Annotated in this window: 17 protein-coding genes and 2 tRNA genes; 7 read left to right on the top strand and 12 right to left on the bottom strand. The window is 53.7% G+C overall.

Annotated elements, in window-relative coordinates; translation table 11 throughout:
- Positions 1-409: 409 nt before the first annotated feature.
- Together KGP21_RS18980 and KGP21_RS18975 are read right to left on the bottom strand one after the other, a co-directional pair.
- On the bottom strand, positions 410-1,693 hold the full coding sequence (locus KGP21_RS18980; RefSeq protein WP_223536013.1) for an MFS transporter: 1,284 nt from the start codon (positions 1,691-1,693) through the stop codon (positions 410-412).
- A complete protein-coding gene (locus KGP21_RS18975; RefSeq protein ID WP_223536011.1) occupies positions 1,690-3,105 on the bottom strand; it encodes a M20 family metallopeptidase in 1,416 nt (471 codons plus the stop codon). The genes KGP21_RS18980 and KGP21_RS18975 overlap by 4 nt, the downstream gene beginning before the upstream one ends.
- Before the next feature lie 165 nt (positions 3,106-3,270).
- Here KGP21_RS18975 and KGP21_RS18970 point away from each other — a divergent pair, with 165 nt between their 5' ends.
- Positions 3,271-4,194, top strand: coding sequence for a LysR family transcriptional regulator (locus KGP21_RS18970; protein WP_179247793.1), 924 nt, complete (start codon positions 3,271-3,273; stop codon positions 4,192-4,194).
- 109 nt (positions 4,195-4,303) lie between these two features.
- Positions 4,304-4,379: transfer RNA gene (locus KGP21_RS18965), tRNA-Thr, on the top strand.
- Between the two features lie 86 nt (positions 4,380-4,465).
- Here the strand turns inward: KGP21_RS18965 and KGP21_RS18960 are convergent.
- Positions 4,466-4,708, bottom strand: a complete 243-nt coding sequence (locus tag KGP21_RS18960) for a DinI family protein (RefSeq protein ID WP_021178442.1) — start codon at positions 4,706-4,708, stop codon at positions 4,466-4,468.
- Between the two features lie 312 nt (positions 4,709-5,020).
- On the opposite strand from KGP21_RS18960, the gene KGP21_RS18955 reads away from it, so the two are divergent.
- Positions 5,021-5,491 (top strand): hypothetical protein, encoded by a 471-nt coding sequence (locus tag KGP21_RS18955; protein ID WP_094981945.1) that lies wholly within the window; start codon positions 5,021-5,023, stop codon positions 5,489-5,491.
- A 197-nt stretch (positions 5,492-5,688) separates the two neighbouring features.
- Here the strand turns inward: KGP21_RS18955 and KGP21_RS18950 are convergent.
- The 3 genes from KGP21_RS18950 to KGP21_RS18940 all read right to left on the bottom strand — a co-directional run bounded on the left by KGP21_RS18950 (position 5,689) and on the right by KGP21_RS18940 (position 7,862).
- Positions 5,689-5,765: transfer RNA gene (locus KGP21_RS18950), tRNA-Pro, on the bottom strand.
- Between the two features lie 75 nt (positions 5,766-5,840).
- The gene (gene yejM / locus KGP21_RS18945; protein ID WP_094981900.1) at positions 5,841-7,625 is read right to left on the bottom strand and encodes an LPS biosynthesis-modulating metalloenzyme YejM; all 1,785 of its coding nucleotides are present in this window, start codon (positions 7,623-7,625) and stop codon (positions 5,841-5,843) included.
- Positions 7,626-7,634: 9 nt separating this feature from the next.
- Positions 7,635-7,862: a YejL family protein gene (locus tag KGP21_RS18940; protein WP_021805879.1), complete on the bottom strand. Its 228-nt coding sequence runs from the start codon at positions 7,860-7,862 to the stop codon at positions 7,635-7,637.
- Between the two features lie 161 nt (positions 7,863-8,023).
- Between KGP21_RS18940 and yejK the strand changes: the two genes are divergently transcribed.
- On the top strand, positions 8,024-9,028 hold the full coding sequence (yejK, locus tag KGP21_RS18935; protein ID WP_024486230.1) for a nucleoid-associated protein YejK: 1,005 nt from the start codon (positions 8,024-8,026) through the stop codon (positions 9,026-9,028).
- Positions 9,029-9,111: 83 nt separating this feature from the next.
- Here yejK and rplY read toward each other — a convergent pair whose 3' ends face one another.
- Together rplY and KGP21_RS18925 are read right to left on the bottom strand one after the other, a co-directional pair.
- The gene (gene rplY / locus KGP21_RS18930) at positions 9,112-9,396 is read right to left on the bottom strand and encodes a 50S ribosomal protein L25 (protein ID WP_024486231.1); all 285 of its coding nucleotides are present in this window, start codon (positions 9,394-9,396) and stop codon (positions 9,112-9,114) included.
- A gap of 150 nt (positions 9,397-9,546) precedes the next feature.
- A complete protein-coding gene (locus tag KGP21_RS18925) occupies positions 9,547-11,304 on the bottom strand; it encodes a DEAD/DEAH box helicase (RefSeq protein WP_021805877.1) in 1,758 nt (585 codons plus the stop codon).
- A gap of 285 nt (positions 11,305-11,589) precedes the next feature.
- Between KGP21_RS18925 and rsuA the strand changes: the two genes are divergently transcribed.
- The 3 genes from rsuA to KGP21_RS18910 all read left to right on the top strand — a co-directional run bounded on the left by rsuA (position 11,590) and on the right by KGP21_RS18910 (position 14,658).
- Positions 11,590-12,303: a 16S rRNA pseudouridine(516) synthase RsuA gene (rsuA, locus tag KGP21_RS18920; protein WP_021805876.1), complete on the top strand. Its 714-nt coding sequence runs from the start codon at positions 11,590-11,592 to the stop codon at positions 12,301-12,303.
- 30 nt (positions 12,304-12,333) lie between these two features.
- The gene (locus KGP21_RS18915; RefSeq protein WP_021805875.1) at positions 12,334-13,530 is read left to right on the top strand and encodes a Bcr/CflA family multidrug efflux MFS transporter; all 1,197 of its coding nucleotides are present in this window, start codon (positions 12,334-12,336) and stop codon (positions 13,528-13,530) included.
- A 783-nt stretch (positions 13,531-14,313) separates the two neighbouring features.
- The gene (locus tag KGP21_RS18910; protein ID WP_021805874.1) at positions 14,314-14,658 is read left to right on the top strand and encodes a YejG family protein; all 345 of its coding nucleotides are present in this window, start codon (positions 14,314-14,316) and stop codon (positions 14,656-14,658) included.
- 9 nt (positions 14,659-14,667) lie between these two features.
- Here KGP21_RS18910 and yejF read toward each other — a convergent pair whose 3' ends face one another.
- The 4 genes from yejF to KGP21_RS18890 are packed head-to-tail and all read right to left on the bottom strand — an operon-like array spanning position 14,668 to position 20,200.
- Positions 14,668-16,263: a microcin C ABC transporter ATP-binding protein YejF gene (gene yejF / locus KGP21_RS18905; protein ID WP_223536009.1), complete on the bottom strand. Its 1,596-nt coding sequence runs from the start codon at positions 16,261-16,263 to the stop codon at positions 14,668-14,670.
- Position 16,264: 1 nt separating this feature from the next.
- Positions 16,265-17,290 (bottom strand): ABC transporter permease, encoded by a 1,026-nt coding sequence (locus KGP21_RS18900; protein ID WP_021805872.1) that lies wholly within the window; start codon positions 17,288-17,290, stop codon positions 16,265-16,267.
- A complete protein-coding gene (locus KGP21_RS18895; RefSeq protein ID WP_209529002.1) occupies positions 17,287-18,381 on the bottom strand; it encodes a microcin C ABC transporter permease YejB in 1,095 nt (364 codons plus the stop codon). Before KGP21_RS18895 ends, KGP21_RS18900 begins: the two co-directional genes overlap by 4 nt.
- A gap of 10 nt (positions 18,382-18,391) precedes the next feature.
- On the bottom strand, positions 18,392-20,200 hold the full coding sequence (locus tag KGP21_RS18890; RefSeq protein ID WP_021805870.1) for an extracellular solute-binding protein: 1,809 nt from the start codon (positions 20,198-20,200) through the stop codon (positions 18,392-18,394).
- Between the last annotated feature and the right edge of the window lie 38 nt (positions 20,201-20,238).

Here is a 20,238-nt window from a genome sequence, read left to right as displayed (position 1 = left end):
AACAATTTCCTTTTGTTAGCGGGTTACAACCTGGGGGAAACTGAGCGGTTTAATTTTTTAATTAACGCCCACTGTTTTTAACCGTGAAATTTATCAACGCATAATACTGATATCAATTAAATTGCACAAGATGGATTGGGGGGAATTGCTTAGGAAAGGTCTAACTTTAAGCCTGCTTTTCCTAGAGGATTAAACCAAAATTTTCAGCATTAATGCCTATAGGTAGTGGTTCGTTTTGCGTTTTTTTTGTTAGGAAAAAACCAGGATAGCATAGGAATATGCTTATTTTCTGAGGCGTGTCTCCCTTTATCCGATAATGGTACACCAGCAGTGCTGATAGGCGGCCAGACCACTCCTTCATTGCTTGCACTAAATGAAGAGGCCATCATTTGATGGCCTCATAGAGAGTTTAAAGCGGAGCCGAACGCAAATGTTTTCTGCTACCTAACAGTGCCCAGCCGCTCAGCAGTGCCACCATCATCAGATAATAGCTTGGTGCCAGGCTGGTCCCGGTCGCGGTGATCAGCAGGGTGCAGATCAGCGGCGCAAAGCCACCAAATACCGTCACCGCCACGTTGTAACTGATCGCCATACCGCTGGCCCGTGTTGCCATCGGGAACAAATCGGCCATTACCGAAGGCACCGTCGAGAAGTAGATGGACTTCAGCAAGGCCAGCCAGCCAACCATTAACATCAGCATCATTGGCGAAGTGTGGTTCACCACCAACAGGAATGCCGGGTATATCGTCAGCAGCAGCAGGATCAGCGAGCCCCACATCAACGGCAGGCGGCCGACTTTTTCCGCCCATAATCCCATTATCGGGGTGACTACCGTTAAAATCACACCGGCTAACAGGGTTGCACTAAAGGCGGCGGAACCGGACAGATTCAGGTTTTTGGTGGCATAGGTGGGCACATAATTCAGCATGTAGTTGATGGCGGTGGAAATCACCATCAGCCCGATGGCCAGCAACAGCAGGTTTTTTTGATTACCGACCAGCATCTTTAACGGTGCTTCGGGTTTCTTCTGCTGTACAAAGCTGGCCGGCTCATGCACATGGCGGCGGATATACAGCCCCACCGGGCCGATCAGTAGCCCAAAAGCAAAGGGAATACGCCAGCCCCAGTCCTGGATTTGGTTTTCTGTCAGCCAGTGGGTCATACCTAACCCGAAGGCGGAAGCCATCAGCGTGCTGGCGCCTTGTGTGGCAAACTGCCAACTGGCGATAAATGCCTTGCGCTCCGGGAAGTGTTCGACCAGAAAGGCGGTTGAACTACCAAACTCCCCACCGGCGGAAAAACCCTGAATCAATCGGGCAATCAAGATCATCAGCGGAGCCGCCAGCCCAATGGTGGCGTAAGAAGGCATAAAGGTGATGATCGCACCGCCAAGCAGCATCAGGCTGATGGACATCAACAGTGCCTTCTTGCGACCAACCCGATCGGCGTAGGCTCCGAGCACCACAGCACCCAGTGGGCGGATTAAGAATGAGACACCGAAGCTGCCGAAAGTCAGCAACAATGAAACGGCCGGATCCTCCGTAGGGAAAAAGGCATGGGCGATATAGCTGGCGAAAAAGCCATAAACCGCGATATCGAACCATTCCAACGCGTTGCCGATGCAGGTGGCAAACAGCGTTTTATACAAATTGGGCTTGGCCGCTACGCTATCCTGTTGGGCTATCGCGCTCATGAAGACTCTCCTGCCCGGCGTTGTGCCAGGATCGTGCTGCCATTTTCGCCCAACTCCCAGAACAGGCGAGTCATGATCTGCAATCCTTCACGAGCAATGGATTTCAACATATGCTCATTGACCCCGTGTTGACCACAGGCCGGATAGGAGTGGGGGATCCACAGCGTGGGCAGTCCCAACGTATCGGCAAACACGTCATTAGGCAGCGAACCGCCCAGATTGGGCAGCAATGCGGGCTTTTTGCCGCTGGTTTGTTGCAGGATCTCAAGTGCCCAGGAAACGAGCGGATCTTGTGGATTGAGCCGGGTGGCCGGTGAACCATGCAGCCATTCCACCTCCACATTGCCAAAGCCGTGTAATTGCAGATGCTGTTGGATATGGTTAACCAGATTTTGCCAGTCGGTACCGACCACGAAGCGCAGTTGGCATACCGCCGTTGCGCTGCCGGGGATGGCGTTCATTGGCCGAGCCGGGTTGCCCGTTTGATAGGCCAGTACTTCAAGCGTGTTCCAACCATACAGGCGCTCGCTAGGGGTCAGGCCAGCTTCACCCCAGTTCTCATCGATCGCCGGATCGCCAGCTTGGCCGCCAACGCTGAGATCGCGCAAAATGGCACGCAGGTTGCTATCCAGAGGGGCGGGTTTCAGCGCTGCAACCTGTAACTGCCCATGTTGATTAACCAGAGAAGCGATGGCATTAGCCAGTTGGGTTCCGGGATTGCTGAGTAATCCCCCCCAGTTGCCAGAGTGATAGGCGTTATCCCTGGCGTGAATGCTGAGGCGAAAATTGATACAGCCGCGTGAGCCTAGGAATAATGTGGGCTGTGTGGCGTTCAGCCGTGGGCCATCGGAGGCGATAAACAGATCGGCTTGCAGCAATTCGCGTTGCTGCTGGCAAATGGCCGCTAGCCCAGGGGAACTGATCTCTTCGCCCATTTCGAAAATCAGCTTGCAGTTGAACCCTAGTTTGCCCCCGCGTGCGTGGAAAACCTGCTCCAGCGCCGCCAGGTTAATACTGTGCTGGCCTTTGTTATCCGCGCTGCCACGGCCGTACCAACGATCGCCTTCTTCACTCAATTCCCAAGGCGAAAGACCTGTGCGCCAGTTCTCGTCATCGCCGAAAACCACATCGCCGTGGCCATAGCTCAGCAGGGTAGGTAAGGAAGGATCTTCAATGCGTACGGCGATCAGAAACGGGCGGTTGGCCGCTTCCGGGTTATCGAACAGTTGTAACTCGAAACCCAATGCCCGTAACGGCGGCATGATTTCCTGTTCGAGGTAGAGCAAAATGCCGGCATCGTCGTCATGCCGCTGGCTTTCGGTGGCCAGCGCGATGCGCCGTGCCAATATGCGGCGGAATTCGCCACTGTCAAAATACGCTGTCGCCAAAGCGACGGCCTGTTCACCCGTCATGATTATTTTCCCCGTTGTGTTTGCGTTGTGTTGTTTTACTTGTTGTGTTTGTTATCTAAGCTAAAATCGGGGTTTGCCACAATTATCCATTTAACAAACAAGCTTTGCTTTAAAGGCAACGGTGGGTTGCTCGTTGGCAAGCTTTGCACCATGGAGAGGGACGGCATGTTGAGTAGCGAGGTTCGCTTTTTTCTGGTGGTCGCCAACTGTGGTTCGCTCAGTGCGGCCAGTGAACAGCTGTTTGTGGCGGTCTCGGCGATCAGCAGGCAGATCCAGCGCCTGGAAGTGCAGGTTGGCACGCCATTGTTCGAACGCCACGCGCGGGGGATGGTGCTGACCGAGGCCGGGCAGATTTTTGAAAATCATATTCGTAAAAGCCTGTTGAATATTGAACAGGCGGTAGCAGAAATCAAAGGGTTGAAAGCCGAACGCCGTACTGCGCTACGCGTGGCCTGTAGTAATGGAGTGGCTTTTATGCTGATGCCACAACTGATGGCGCGTTTTCGTGCAGAATACCCGGCTGTCAGCTTCGTGCTGACGGTGGCAGACACTAAAACGTTGGCGCGGTTGGTACGTAATGGCGAGTGTGACATGGTGCTGCAGTTTAGTTTGCACCCAGAGCGGGGTGTTGAGGTAGCGGCTTCGTGGCCTGCACCGGTCTTGTTGTTGATGAGGAAGGAGCACCCATTAGCCGGCAGGCAGGTGGTTTTGGCAGATCTCTGCCAGTATCCGGTGTGTCTGCCAGAGCCAGGCTCCACAATACGTCAGCTGTTTGATATCGCTTGCCAGATGAATGGCACCTTCATTGAACCAGTGCTAACCTGTGATAACTTCTCCACGCTGTACTATTTTTTACAGGGCTCCCCGTTGGCGGTGACCATCTGTAGCCAGTTTACTGCGATGCCGTTGTTGCAGCCGCAAGGATTGATCCTGAAACCTTTTGCTGTCGAGCAGCAAAGCCCGCGGACCTTGCAGCTGCAATTACCTCTGGGGCGGCAGCGGAGCACGGCGTTGGAGCTGTTTGTGGACTATATTAATCAGACATTAAGCCGCGAAGAACGGGCCATCGGTGAGAAATTCGGCATATAAGCCGTTTTTTAATCAACAAGATAAATAATCTGTTGATTACGCTTGATTGTTCCAGTCTGGCTGTATTATATTGCGCCCCACGGAAACAGCACGACTTCCGACAGATTTCGCCGGCTTAGCTCAGTAGGTAGAGCAACTGACTTGTAATCAGTAGGTCACCAGTTCGATTCCGGTAGCCGGCACCATATAAGAAACCCCAGCAGAAATGCTGGGGTTTTTTGTTTTGGGCATCCATGGTGCGGCGCAGTCAATGACCGCGCCCTTCGGCCCTTTAAATATCGGTGGCCAGCCATTGATCAGACTCTTCAAACATCTCTTCCAGCATACGGTTTAACTTCTCGCGGTCACTTTTGCTGGCGTCTGAGTTAAGGCCGTTGGCCTGCATGGGTTTTACCTTCACTTCTGCATCCGGGAAGATGCGATGTACCCGTTTTGTCAGCTCGGCCTTGATGATTTCATCGGCACCGGGGATCCCTGCGACATTACGCTTATCAAACACCAATTCAACGAACATAGCCCAACCCTAAATTTACTGTTTATGTATACAGTTATTTTGACCGAAGGGACGGGGTGAGTGCAAGAGGGGGAGGGGAAAATTTTATCGTGGCCTATGCTAGGGGATGTGATCTCTATTGTCATTACACACTAATTGTCAAGGTATGAATCGTTGGTTTTTATGATGCATATTGATCTTTGCGCGTCCGTTTGAATGCACCCATCATAATTGAGTGCAAAGATGAGCTGTTGTGCAATACTTCTTGTTATATGTCATATGGTTATTATTTAAGCTGTCATATTAAAACTTTTTCAAAACGGAATTAATACCATGAAAAAAACATTACTCTTTTTAGGTGTGCTGTCGGTTGGCACCATCGGTGTGGTGACGTCGGCAGTTGCCCAAGATGCTGATAACAAAAATGCACTAAAGCCAGCGATTAATTTGGCAGAGTTGTTTGCTGAGAAGTCTACTATATGGTCGACTTATCCTGAAAATGATGCCTATGTTTTTGATCGCTCAGAGGAAAGCTATACTGTCGTCGCTAAACGAGCGGATGGTGTTGTTGCACTGGTCAATAAACAGGAGAGCTATACGACCCCTGGGAAAATGGTATTAATGGGGACCTACTTTAACTGCAATAAAATGACTGATGCGACTTTTTATGTTGAAGATGTCAGTGTAGACGACGTAGCCAAGCAGCTTGCTGACCCGGCTATTGATGATCCAGAGAGAGTGCGTGGTTTTGATGCGAGTATGCCCGTTCACGATCTTTATCTGGTCGCTTGCCCGCAGAGCTGAAACTCGTTGGCTTATTAATCGGTGGTGATCTCTGATTAGTGATGTGCTTGTGAACAGTCACGCTATCCATTGAGAGACACAATCTGGCGAATGACCTGAGATGATACATTGGTATGGCCTGTTAAAGGGGCGGTACCATAGCCAAAATTCAGACATAAAAAAACCAACCCTAAGCGGTTGGTTTTTCTATAAATAATTGGTCGGCATGAGAGGATTCGAACCTCCGACCCCCGACACCCCATGACGGTGCGCTACCAGGCTGCGCTACATGCCGACGCAGAACCCTATACTACCGTTTTCGGATGTAAATTCAAGCAGCTACCTCACCGATTGCTCTAGATTTAAGCAGTTAGTTGGCGATAAAGCGTTTTACATCCGTCAGCACCTGTAACAGCAGGGCTAGCTGGGGTTTCTCGTCTTTGATCTCGTTATCGTCTTGATCGTAGGCACGGTAGTTGCCATTACCATCCAATGTCAGCGTCTGCGTTGGCGTGGTGATCACCAACTGGGTGCCGTCGCCGGTGGCGAGCCAATTGTTTTTACGCTGTGCGGCAAACAGGTCTTCGCCCTGCGAATAGTCGTTAGCCGGTGTTTTCACATGCAGCAGACGTTGCATCAGCGTGCGCATCACATCGTTATGATTGGTCAGCTTATTGATGGTTTGTGCCGGGGTGCCTGGCCAGTGAATGACCAACGGAACCTGCAACTGGCTGCGATTAAAGCTGCTACCTGCTCCCCAGTTGCCTTTACCGGTATCGTTGAATTCTATGCCGTGCTCAGCGGTGATCACCACCACGGTTTTATCCAACAGGCCTTTTTCTTTCAGCGTTGCCAGCACCTGCTCGATCTGCGCATCGACGTCTTTCGCGCCAGTACGATAGAGCTGGGTAAAGGCTTCCGGCGAGAGCTTATTGTCGCCTTCTGGGAACGTTGCACCGCTGAAATTGATATAGGAGAACCAGGGGCTATTTCCGCTCTGTGTGGCCAACCAGCTCTGCCACTGATGCGTGGTGGCAGCATCGCTCTGCACGAACGGTTCCGGCGGGAGCGAGAAATCGGTCAATAGTGCCTGGCGGTAAAGCGTGGCGTTGAAACCGTCTGAAGAGAACAGGCCGAACTGATAGCCTTGATCGCTCAGCGCGCTAATCAACGCGGCCGGTTTGCGCCCGGCCAGAATGCCATCCAGATAGGTAGGCGAAATACCGTAGAACAGGCCAAACAGGCCGGTGTCCGCATGGTTACCGGAGCTGTAATGGTCGCTGAAGCGGATATTTTCCTGGGCAAAGCGGCTCAGGCCTGGCATGTCTTGCGCCATATCCTGGGTACGCACACCGTTCACTACGATCATCAGCAGGTTGTAGCCGCTGCCTTTATCGCTGTAGTTCAGACTATTGAGCGGGTATTCAACGGCAGCCGCTTCTGGATTGCCCTGTTGCATCAGGCGGCGCTCATATTCTTGCTGATCGAGCAGGCCGTGTTTTTCCAGGAACTTACGCGCGGTCATTGGGTAAGAGAGTGGTAAGTTGGCGCGTTGCATGGTGATCGGCCGATAGAAATTGGCATCCGCCCAGATATAAATCAGGTGCGAAGCAAAGAACGAACAGATGAACAGCACCGCCAGCGGTTTGCCGAAGTTGCGCCGGTTCAGGCTGCGCAGTTTCTGCCAGCTCCAGGTCGCAAACAGCATTTCGATCAGGAATATCACCGGCACGCAGATAAACACTAGCTGCCAGTCTCGCGCCAGCTCACTTTGGTCCGGGTTGATAACCAACTCCCACACCACCGGATTAAGATGCAGGTGGAAGTGGGTAAAGACTTCGCTGTCGACCAGCAGCAACGTCAGCCCAGCGGTGGCCAACGTCGCGGAAATAAATCGCAGCAGGCGCTGCGACATCACCACAAAGGTGAGCGGGAAGATGATCAGCAGGTAGGCGGCAAAGACAATAAAGCTGAACTGCCCAATCAGGCTGACCAACGCATAGACTCGCCCCAGCAATGAGGACGGCCAGTCGGTAACAAACAGGTAGCGGCTGCCCAACCCGATACTGAGCAGAATATTAAATAAGGCGAACCAGTGCCCCCAGCTAATCATCTGGGAGACTTTTTCACGATAACGCTGACGGTTTGTCACCATAAGTAATTATTAATGCGCTTTATCTTCACGGATAGAAGCCTGCAGGGCTTCAGCAAACGATCTGGCCAGTGTCTTCCGCTGTGCGGGAGCAATACTGGTGTTGATCAAATTGGTTACCATGTTGCCCAGAACCATCAAAGAGAGGTCGGTGGGAGTATGGTGTTTTTCCAGAACGTTGACCAGCTCAGAGAGCAGTTGTTCAACGTGTTCGTCACTATAACGAGATGATTGTGGCATAAATATTGTGCTCAAAGCTCGACAAAGTCCCATATCTTACCGTATGGGGCCGTGATTTTCCGCTCTTTTATAGCGTGAAGATCGTTAAGGCATTGCCATGCCCGTTGTCTTTCGGCTTCGTCAGTGCTTGAATACGCGCTCAAAGAACAGGAGGATTGATCATGAGTCTGGATATCGAGCAGATTGCACTGCACCAGTTGGTAAAACGCGATGAGCAGACGCTGGAAGTGGTGTTGCGCGATTCCCTTCTTACCACCAATGCGGCGGTGGAAGAGATGATGGCAGAGCTGCATCGCGTTTACAGCGCCAAGAGTAAGGCTTACGGCCTGTTCAACGAGCAGAGCGAACTGGCGGACGCGTTGCGTAACTGCCGTAAGGGTGATGACGATTTCCTCGCATTTAGCCGTGCTGCCACCGGCCGTCTGCGCGACGAACTGGCCAAATATCCGTTTGCCGACGGTGGCGTGGTGCTGTTCGCTCATTACCGCTATCTGGCGGTGGAATACTTGCTGATCACGGTGCTGAACAGTTGCAACAGTACGCGTGTCAATGAAGAGTTGGATATCCGCACCACCCACTATCTGGATATCAACCACGCGGACATTGTGGCGCGTATCGATCTGACCGAATGGGAAACCAACCCGCAATCGACTCGCTACCTGACATTCCTCAAAGGGCGGGTAGGGCGCAAGGTCTCCGATTTCTTTATGGATTTCCTGGCGGCGTCGGAAGGGCTGGATACCAAAGCGCAAAACCGTGGCTTGTTACAGGCGGTGGATGATTACTGTGCCGATGCTCAACTAGGCAAACACGAACGCCAGACGGTGCGTCAGCAGGTTTACAGCTACTGTAATGAGCAGTTGCAGGCCGGTGAAGAGATTGAGCTGCAGGAACTGTCGAAAGAGATAGCCCCGGTGGGCGAGAAGGATTTCCTGCAGTTTTCCAGCGAACAGGGCTACGAACTGGAAGATAGCTTCCCGGCGGATCGCGGCACGTTACGCCAATTGACCAAATTTGCCGGCAGCGGCGGCGGTATCAGCCTGAACTTTGATGCGATGCTGCTGGGGGAGCGCATTTTCTGGGATGCGGCCACTGATACCCTGACGATCAGAGGTACGCCACCGAATCTGCGCGATCAGTTGCAACGTCGCACGGGCGGCAAGTAAGCATCGCAGAATGACAGCCAATAAAAAACGCCGCAATTGCGGCGTTTTTCACTTCGGCGTCCCGAAAATCGATAACGTGGCGATTAAACGCGAACGAAGTCGATGTGAGCCAGTTTTGGCTTGAACGGGTGACGCTGTACAGCCTGAACCTTAACTTTGGTTTCTTTACCGTCGACAACCAAAACTACGGCTTCGCTGTAGAATTCTGGTTTAACTTCCATGTTCTTGACAGAATCATGGTCTAGTTCGATAGCAATCGCAGCTTCTTCGCCACCATAGATGATAGCTGGGAATTTGTTTGCTGCACGCAGGCGGCGGCTCGCACCCTTACCCTGGTCTTTACGTACTTGTACGTTGATAGTGAACATTGTTTTTTCTCTTAAAAGAAAATTTACCCTGCTACAGGCGACCCAGTAACAGGCTCGATAACCTGCTTTCACACTGGGCGAACCCAGGTAAAGCGGGCGGCATTTTAACGGAAAGCCGCTCGCTGGGCAATGAAAACCTGCCGCTCGGGTCTAATACAGCTCATTGGCACGGCGAAAGCGGCCCTGATAATCAAAAACTTTTTCACGTATTTGCCAGAACTGGCCGCGTTTGCGAGCGACGACGAAGTCTGGATGGCGCAACAGCGCCTGCTGAGCCAGAATGTCCGCTGCGTTTTGCCAACCGAAGGGGACGCCTGGTGCCCGTTGGTGCGGGCGCAGGAACAGCATCTCGAAGGCCTTGCGTTGTGCGGGCGTTTGCAGGCGGAACCGTTCGCTGGTGCTGGTGCCATCTTCGTCATAATAGGTGGCTTTCAGCCATTCCCCTTTGTCGTCCTTGCCGCTTTGCAGTTCCATTCCGCCACAGCGCAGGACTAGCGCATCCTTCAGCTTCAATGCGGCCTTCAGCATATCATCCGGATCGACCAGCACTTCCTGGCACTGATGGCAGCGGCGTGCTGCAATGTCGTTCTCTGCGCCGCAGTGCGGGCAGCATTTGAAACGGAAGCGATAGTCACACTGCTCGCGATGCCCCTCATCATCTTCCAGCCAGCCCTGACAGCGACGGCCATAGTGCTCGATGATGTCGCCGTTCTCGGTGCATTTGCCCCAAAACAGGTTGGCAAAACCGCAGCCAGGGCAAAAGACCTGCACCGGTTGGCTGTCTGAGTGGGGTTTGCTGACGCCGACTTCCGGCGTGAACAAATCATGGGGATTGCCTGCGTAGTCCAGGATCAGGCAGTCGGTCTTGCCTGGGGACAGCCGTAAACCGCGCCCGACGATCTGCTGATACAGGCTAACAGACTCGGTGGGCCGCAAAATAGCGATCAGATCGACATGAGGCGCATCGAAACCCGTCGTCAGCACCGCCACGTTGACCAGGTAGCGCAACTGCTGTTGCTTGAAGGCTTCGATTAGTGCGTCGCGTTCGCCGGGGGGAGTTTCTGCACTGACCAGCGCCGCCTCCCCGCTTGGCAACAAGCCATGCACTTCACGGGCATGCTCCACCGTGGAGGCAAAAATCATCACGCCTTTGCGGGTTTCGGCGTATTCAACGATCTGGCTGATGATGTGGGGCGTAATGCGGTTTTGCTGTTTCAGCTCGCGGTTAAGATCCGCTTCGCTGAACAGGCCGTTGCTTCTGGCCTCCAGGCGGCTGAAATCGTATTGCACGATCGGCATATCCAGCCGTTCTGGCGGCACCAGGAAGCCGTGTTTAATCATATAGCGCAACGGCAGTTCATAAATGCAGTCGCGAAACAGGCTGTTGCCGTCGCCACGGGTGATGCCGTGGTAGTGATATTGATAGATCCAGCCTTTGCCCAGCCGGTAAGGGGTGGCCGTCAGACCAAGCAGGCGCAACTGTGGGTTGGTTTTTTGCAGGTGTTGAATAATCTGTTGGTATTGGCTGTCGTCATCGTCGCTGATGCGGTGACATTCGTCGACGATCAGCAGGGAAAACGCGCCATCGAACAGCGATAAATTACGTGCTACCGATTGCACGCTACCAAACACCACCTTGCCGCTGCTCTCTTTTTGCTGAAGCCCGGCGGCGAAGATGTCGGCCTCCAGGCCGTAAGCGCAGTATTTACTATGGTTTTGCGCCACCAGCTCTTTAACGTGGGCCAGTACTAACACCCGGCCACGGGCGCGTTTTGCCAACTCGGCGATCACCAGGCTTTTGCCTGCGCCGGTTGGCAGCACGATCAGGGCCGGTTCAGGATGCTGACGGAAATGCTTGATGGTGGCATCGACCGCTTCCAACTGATAGGGGCGTAGGGTAAAAGCCATGAGTTAGTATCGCTCGCTGAAGTGGGCTGTAACATTCCACTGAAATTGTGACATTTTGCTCCTCAGACGGCGGAAAAATTTCTATTATTATGCCCTCTGCGGCTACGCAGTGCGAGAAGCATGGAAATTACCCCTGTTATGGCATCGTTTCCGTCGCTATACTAAGCGGCTTCCCTACGCGAACATCCTCTTCGAACCTGTTTTCTGCACCTGGTGCGACAACGGGGCGTCATATTTAGCAACCAGATCAATGCGATCATAACAACGACAGGCAAAGCAGATTCAATGCGACTGGACAAGTTTTTATCTCAGCAGTTGGGTATCAGCCGTGCGCTGGTAGCGCGTGAACTCCGTGCAAAACGTGTCACCGTAGACGGTGAAGTGGTCAAGAGCGGGGCGCTCAAGCTGGCTCCGGAACAGGAAGTGCGGTTTGATGGCAACGTGTTGTCACAGCTGAACGGGCCACGTTACTTCATGCTCAATAAGCCACAGGGGTATGTGTGCTCAACCGACGATCCGGATCATCCAACCGTGCTCTATTTCCTGGATGAACCTGTCGCGTACAAGCTGCATGCGGCAGGACGGCTGGATATTGATACCACCGGCCTGGTGCTGATGACCGATGACGGCCAGTGGTCGCACCGTATCACCTCACCGCGCCACGAGTGTGAGAAAACCTATCTGGTGACGTTGGAACATCCGTTGGCCGCTGATACCGCTCAGCAGTTCGAGCAAGGCGTGCAGCTGCATAACGAAAAAAATCTGACCAAGCCAGCGAAGTTGGAAAAAATCGAAGATACCCTGGTGCGCCTCACCATCAGCGAAGGGCGTTACCATCAGGTGAAGCGCATGTTTGCAGCCGTGGGTAACCGGGTCATCGAATTACACCGTGAGCGCATTGGCGCCATTGTGTTGGATGACGATTTGGCACCGGGGGAATATCGCCCGCTGACCGAAGAAGAGATTGCCAGTGTAGGCGCACCGCACCTGCTGGATTAATTTTTGCGACCGACCAAGGAGTCGTTGAACGTGCAACAGAACCGGACCTCTCACCTCGGTTTGATCTTTATTCTGGGCCTACTGTCCATGCTGATGCCGTTGGCGATCGACATGTACTTGCCCAGCATGCCGATAATCGCCCAGGAGTTTGGCGTGGAGTCTGGCCGGGTGCAGATGACGCTCAGCGCCTATATGCTGGGCTTTGCCGTTGGCCAACTGTTCTATGGGCCGATGTCCGACAGCATTGGTCGCAAGCCGGTGATCCTGTGGGGCACGCTGATTTTTGCTATCGCCGGTGGGGCCTGTGCGATGGCCCAATCCGTGGAGCAACTGATCAACCTGCGTTTCCTGCACGGCCTGGCCGCAGCGGCGGCAAGCGTAGTGATCAACGCCCTGATGCGTGACATGTTCACCAAGGATGAGTTCTCACGCATGATGTCGTTCGTGATCCTGGTGATGACCATTGCGCCATTGCTGGCTCCGATGATCGGTGGTGTGCTGCTGCTATGGTTCAGCTGGCATGCCATCTTCTGGACCATGGGGGCTGCGGCGTTGTTGGGGTCGGTACTGGTGGCGTTCTTTATCAAGGAGACGTTACCCAAGGAGCGGCGGCAAAAATTCCATCTGCGTACCACGCTGAGGAATTTCGGCTCGTTGTTCCGCCACAAGCGCGTGTTGAGCTATATGCTGGCCAGTGCTTTCTCGTTTGCCGGGATGTTTTCTTTCCTCAGCGCCGGGCCGTTTGTCTATATCGAGCTGAATAACGTTTCACCGCAGCATTTTGGCTATTACTTTGCGCTGAACATCGTGTTTCTGTTCCTGACAACCCTGATCAATAGCCGCAACGTGCGACGCCTAGGGGCAGTAAAAATGTTCCGTCTTGGTCTGTTTGTGCAATTGACGATGGGCGTGTGGTTGCTGGCCGTCACCGCCAGCGGGCTGGGTTTCTGGGCTTTGGTGCTTGGGGTGGCGGTTTATCTCGGCTGTATCGCCATGATCTCGTCTAACGCGATGGCGGTGATCCTGGACGATTTCCCCCATATGGCGGGAACCGCTTCTTCACTGGCCGGGACGTTGCGCTTCAGCATTGGCGCGCTGGTTGGGGCAATACTGTCCTTGGCCCCAGGTAAGAGCGCGTGGCCGATGGTTTCATCGATGGCTCTGTGCAGCATCGTTGCGGTGTTGTTCTATTTTTATGCCAGCCGTCCGCGCAATAATCCTGCCTGATTACCCCTCACCCTAACCCTCTCCCACAGGGAGAGGGGACCGATCGAGCTATTTTATCGATACTGAGATCACCTTGGCTCTTCCAATGAATGTGCCACCACTTTACGCCTGAACCCTACCACAACACCTGACTCCCTCGGGACCGGATGTGCCATAGGTTAAATCCTGCACCTGATTACAGCTCCGGACCAGCTCCCTCTCCTTGGGGAGAGGGTTGGGGTGAGAGAGATCAAATGCAATTAGCCCCCAATCTGCCTGCTTGCAAGTTTAAGTTTGTTGCTAAATATATGCAGGCTAACTAAACGTCGGCCAAACGAACTGTAGTTTTTTTGTTAAATATGACGGCGTTATTTTCCCTGGTGGCCAGAGGTGCAACCCGTTGGCTGATGGGGCATTTCTTTGGCGACTAATCGGACTAATATTGTTTTAAATCAAAATATTATTGATTTAACCTGCCTTGGGTATTTGAGCGAGATGTTTGCACAATGTAAAATTATACCGATTGTAAAGTAACCGCATTGCAAGAAAAAAATGTTGAGATCGCGGCGGGAAAGGGTTACATATAACGCAAAAATGCGAGCTGAGTCGCAAAACGCCGTGAGAGAACCTTCTACGGTGGAGAAAAACTGAGTGATATCAGCAAGCGCAGGATATGGTTAATTGTTTGTTGCAAATTTTACTTTAAAATAACATTTGTAGGCGGCAAAGTCGGATGATCCCGGCTATAACTAAGTCATCCTGTGATGTAAAAAGTGTTTCATCTTTTCATACTAGGGATTTCATGTGGACAGTTTCCAGCTTTCGGTAGTGCATCGCTTGCCGCAAAGTTATCGTTGGCTATCAGGTTTTACCGGCAGCAAGGTTGAACCGATTCCGCTTAGCGGCATAGACGAAGATAACGATCTGATCGGCCTCAAGCTGCTCAGCCATGACGGGCGCGAAGCCTGGCGGGTCATGCAGCAGCTCAACCTGTCTCTGCAAGAGATCCAGGTCAACTGCTCCATTGTTGAATGGGAAGGCGAGCCTTGCCTGTTCGTTCATCAATGTGATGAAAGTGCCGCCATGTGCCGCTTGAAAAACGTCGGTGCGGCGATTGCCGAGCAGCTCAGCGCGCAGTACCCCTTCTGAATGATGCCGCTAATCAACCAACTGCAATAACTGCTGTGTATAGACAGCAGCAGGTGCGTTGAAAATCGTCTGGCAGTTACCCTGCTCCACGACTTCTCCCTGACGCAGTACGATCACCTGATGGCACAACGATCGTACCACCTGCAAATCGTGGCTGATAAACAGATAGGCCAGCCGGTGACGGAGCTGAAGCGACTTCAGCAGCGTCAGGATCTGTGCCTGCACCGATTTATCCAGTGAGGACGTCGGTTCATCCAGGATCAACAGCTGCGGCTGCAGGATCAGCGCACGCGCGATGGCGATACGTTGTCGCTGCCCACCGGAAAACTCCGTGGGATAACGATAGCGCAGGGCCGGATCCAATCCGACTTCCTCCAACGCCTCAATCACCCGCTGTTCGCGTTGCTCTGCGGTCAGTTGCTGGTGGATCTCCAGCCCTTCGGCGATGATTTGCAGCACGTTCAGGCGTGGATTCAGCGCGGAATAGGGGTCCTGGAACACGATCTGCATCCGGCTGCGGTAAGGCAACATCTGCTGGTTATTGAACTGATGCAGCGGTTGACCATCAAACCAGATCGCACCTTTGGAGCTCAACAGGCGCAGCAGCGCCAGGCCAGTCGTGCTCTTACCTGAACCCGATTCGCCCACCAGGCCCACGCTTTCCCCAGGCTGTATTTCGAAGCTCAGATCTTTCAGCGCGTAGTTCTGATCGACGATACGCCGTAACAGGCCACGTTTGATCGGGAAGCTGACCTGCAGGTGTTCCACTTTGAGCAGTGGCATAGGCTTATCGTTGGCAGGTAGTGGCAGAGGCTCGCCTACGTCTTCCGCAGCCAATAACTGACGGGTATAGGCCTGTTGTGGGGCACTAAACAGCCCATCGCGGCTATTTTGTTCTACGCACAACCCTTGGCGCATTACCGCCACGTTATCCGCCAACCGGCGCACGATGTTCAGGTTGTGGGTGATGAACAGCAATCCCATCCCCAGCTCCTGCTTTAACTCTTTCAGCAGCATCAGGATCTGCGCTTGAATGGTCACGTCTAGCGCGGTGGTCGGCTCATCGGCAATCAACAGCTTGGGCTTGGTCAACACCGCCATGGCGATCATCACGCGTTGACGTTCTCCGCCTGAGAGTTGATGGGGATAGTCCTTCAGGCGCGCTTTGGCGTTACGTATTCCCACCCGATCCAGGCACTGAATGATTTCGGCACGGGCGCTGTCACGGCGCATACCCATGTGGAGCATCAGCACTTCGGCCAGTTGCTTTTCGATGGTGTGCAGCGGGTTGAGCGACACCATCGGCTCCTGGAATATCATTGAGATCTGGTTGCCACGTACTTTGCGCAGTTCGGCTTCCGATGCATGTAACAGTGAGTTGCCGTTAAACAGAATATCCCCACCGGGATACACCACCGGCGGGGAAGGCAGCAGCCGCAGCACGGAGAGGGCGGTGACGCTTTTGCCTGAGCCTGATTCACCCACCAACGCCAGCGTTTCCCCTTGTTCCACTTGTAACGAGACGCCGTTGACCACCTGATTCAAGCTGCCTCCCTGGCGGAAGGCGATACTGAGATCCTGAATAGCGAGCAGAGGAGTGGTCATATTAATGCGCCTTGCTTGGGTCGAAGGCGTCGCGCACCGCTTCGCCGATAAAGATTAACAGTGAGAGCAGCACCGCCAGCACCAGGAAGGCGGTAATGCCCAACCACGGAGCTTGCAGGTTGTTTTTGCCCTGTAAAAGGAGCTCACCCAACGAAGGCGAACCGAGCGGCAAGCCGAAGCCGAGGAAATCGAGAGAGGTAAGGGTGGTGATCGAACCACACAGAATAAACGGCAGGAAGGTCAGCGTGGCCACCATGGCGTTAGGCAGCATATGACGATACATAATCACGCGATCCGGCACGCCCATCGCTCTGGCGGCACGAATGTAGTCGTAATTACGGGTACGCAGGAATTCGGCACGCACTACGCCCACCAGGCTCATCCAGCCAAACAGGATGGTGATGCCTAACAGCCACCAGAAATTGGGTTGGATGATGCTGGACAGCAGGATGATCAGGAACAGCGTCGGCATCCCCGACCAAACCTCGATCAGCCGTTGCCCCCAAAGATCGAATCGGCCGCCATAATAGCCCTGCGTCGCTCCCGCACAGATACCAATCACGCTGGAACACAGCGTTAGCGCTAGCCCGAACAGCATTGAGATACGGAAACCGTACAGCACCCGGGCCAGCACATCGCTGCCATTACTGTCGGTGCCGAGCAGGTTTTGGCGTGACGGCGGCGACGGGAAGGGCACTTTGGTGGCAAAGTTGATGGTGTTGTAGCTAAAGCGGATCGGGGCCCAGATAGCCCAGCCGTGTTGCTCAATCTGCTTGATAACAAAGGGATCCTGAAAATCGGTAGTGGTATTCAGTTCCCCGCCGAAGGTCGTTTCGCTGTAGTTGACCATAAAAGGCACATACAGCCGGCCTTCATAGCGCACCAGCAACGGCCGGTCGTTGGCGATCAGGTTGGCGGCCAGGCTCAGTGCAAAGGCAGACAGAAAAATCCACAGCGACCAGTAACCACGGCGGTTGCTGCGAAAACGTGCCCAGCGGGCCTGATTGATGGGGCTTAAGCGGCTCATTGACGGCCCTCGAAATCAATGCGCGGATCGACCAGGGTATAGGTGATATCGCTGATGATATTCAACAGCAAGCCGATCAGGGTAAATATGTAGAGCGTTCCGAACATCACCGGATAGTCGCGTTGCAGGGTAGCATCGTAGCCCAACAGCCCAAGGCCGTTGAGCGAGAACATCACTTCGATCAACAACGAACCGGTGAAAAACATGCTGATAAAGGTGGCCGGGAAACCGGCGATCACCAGCAGCATGGCGTTACGGAACACGTGGCGGTAAAGGATCTTCTTCTCGTCCAGCCCTTTGGCACGGGCGGTGACCACATACTGTTTGCGGATCTCATCAAGAAACGAGTTTTTGGTCAGCATGGTCAGGGCGGCAAAGCCACCGATCACCGTAGCCAGCACTGGCAGGGTAATGTGCCACAGATAATCGGTGATTTTACCGTACCACGGCAGTGTGTCGAAATTGCTGGAAACCAGCCCGCGCAGTGGGAACCAGTCCAGATAGCTGCCACCGGCGAATAGCACGATCATCAGGATGGCGAACAGGAATGCCGGAATGGCGTAGCCGATGATAATCAGCGTGCTGCTCCAGGTGTCAAAGGCGCTGCCGTTGTGGATGGCCTTGCGTATCCCCAGCGGGATCGACACCAGATAAATGATCAGCGTACTCCATAGCCCCAGGGTCGCGGAAACTGGCAGACTCTGGCCAATTAGCTGCATTACCGAGGCCCCGCGGAACAGGCTTTCGCCGAAATCGAGGCGCATGTAGTTCCACAGCATGGTGAAATAGCGTTCGTGCAGCGGCTTGTCGAAACCGTAACGCTTGGTGATCTCGGCGATCACTTCGGGATCCAGGCCGCGTGAGCCACGGTATTGGCCTTCGGCCACGTTGCCCGCGCCGGCCTTCATATGCCCTAGGCCTTCACCTGCGCCACCGCCGCCAAAGCCGCTGGTTTGCCCCATCTCAATAGAGGCAATGGCCTGATCGACCGGTCCACCGGGGGCGATTTGCACAATGAAAAAGTTAATGGTGATGATCGCCCACAGCGTGGGGATCACCAGCAGTAATCTGCGTATCAGATAAGCGGCCACCTGAGGCTCCTTATTGCCGTTGCGCCGGCAAGCGTGCCGCCTTGTTGACGTCGAACCACCAGTTGTCGAACCCGATCGAATAGGCCGGGCGTACCGCTGGCGAAGAGAATTTGTCCCAATAGGCGTAACGGTCGTGATTGGAGTACCACATCGGCAGCATATACATGTTCCAGGTCAACACCCGATCCAGCGCACGGCCAAGGGACAGCAACGCTTTTTCATCCCCTTGATGCTTCATGATCTGTTCTATCAGGGCATCGACGGCTGGATCGCTGACGCCAGGGCTGTTGTAGCTGGAGTTCAGATATTCTGTGGCCCAGTAGATCTGCAGGTTGGAGTTGGGGAACGGCATCGCGGGGTAGACCCTCGGCATCATATCAAAATCACGTTCGCGCATGCGGCGGGTGAATTGGCTGATGTCGATCTCACGGATCTGCATATCGATACCCAACCGCTTCAGATTGTGCTGGAAAGGCAGTACATATTGGAAATTGCTGCCACTCGGCAACATCAGTTCAAAGGTAAAGGGCTTACCGGTTTTGCTGTTGACCAACTGCTGGTTTTTCACTTCCCAACCGGCCTGTTTAAGCAATTCGGTGGCTTTCAGCAGGTTCGCCCGGTCATTGCCGCTGCCGTCGGATGTTGGAGGCTGGTAGATTGAGGTAAACACTTCTGCTGGCACTTTACCTTTTAGCGGGGCCAGCCAGGCCAACTCCGCAGCGTCTGGGTAGCCGCTGGCCGCGTATTCAGTATTCTGGAAATAGCTGTTGGCGCGCTGATAGGCATCGTAATACAGCGCCTTGTTCATCCAGTCGAAGTCGAAGGCCAGGGTAATGGCTTCCCGCACCCGGCGATCGGCGAAAATCGGGCGCTGGATATTGAATGCCAGCCAGCGGGCATTCTGCGCCGCCTGATTGGTTTCATCCTGTTTGATGATGAAGTTGCGCGCGAAGTTACCGCCTTGATACTGGGTGGCCCAGCTTTTTGGCGAGCCTTCGACGCGGAAATCGTAAGCCCCGGCCTTAAAGGCTTCAAGCGCCACCTTATCGTCCAGGTAATAGTCGTAACGCAGCGTGTCGAAGTTATAGCGCCCACGATTCACCGGCAGATTGGCGGCCCAATAGTCACGTACGCGCTCATAGGTAATATATTGGCCCAATCGGTAGCTGCTGATTTTATAAGGGCCACTGCTTAGTGGGGGAACAGTCAGTGGTTCATTCAGTTTATGGTCTTTCCAGAAGCTTTCTGGCATCACCGGCAGGCTTAAGAGGCCGAGTAGCTGATCTCTATCCGGTTTGGGGAGTTCTATGCGCACAGTCAGACGGGAGATGGCCTTGACGGTGACGCCTTTATACGACGAACGGAATTGCGGCACCCCTTCGGTCATAAATTTGTTGAAGGTAAAGGCCACGTCGGCGGCGGTGATCGGGCTGCCATCATGGAAGCGCGCGCGTGGGTTGATATCCAGCTCCATCCAACGCATATCTGCCGGATAGCGGGCAGATTCCGCAATCAACGGATAATAGCTGGAAGGCTCATCGTCCGAGCTGGTGAACAGCGTGTCGTAGAGTTCCCCGGTTCTTTCACCAGGTACACCGCGCGAGGCGAAACGGTTGAAGTTATCGTAGGTGCCGATGGCTGCCAGCCTAACGTCGCCGCCCTTGGGGGCCGCAGGGTTCACGTAGTCAAAATGGCTAAAGTCGGTGGAATATTTCGGTTCACCGAGCGTGGCGAAAGCGTAGCTTTCATTAAGGGTTTCGGCCTGCATGCTAAAACTGAGTGCCGAAAGCACCAAGGCAGCAAAAATGCGTACGGACATCTCTACGGTAAGCTCCTGCTAGCTATACCCGTTGCCTT

The organism is Serratia sp. JSRIV004, assembly GCF_019968705.1.
Taxonomy (GTDB): Bacteria; Pseudomonadota; Gammaproteobacteria; order Enterobacterales; family Enterobacteriaceae; genus Chania; species Chania fonticola_B.
The sequence above is the reverse complement of the archived record's forward strand: the minus strand, read 5'-3'. Positions and strand labels throughout refer to the sequence as shown.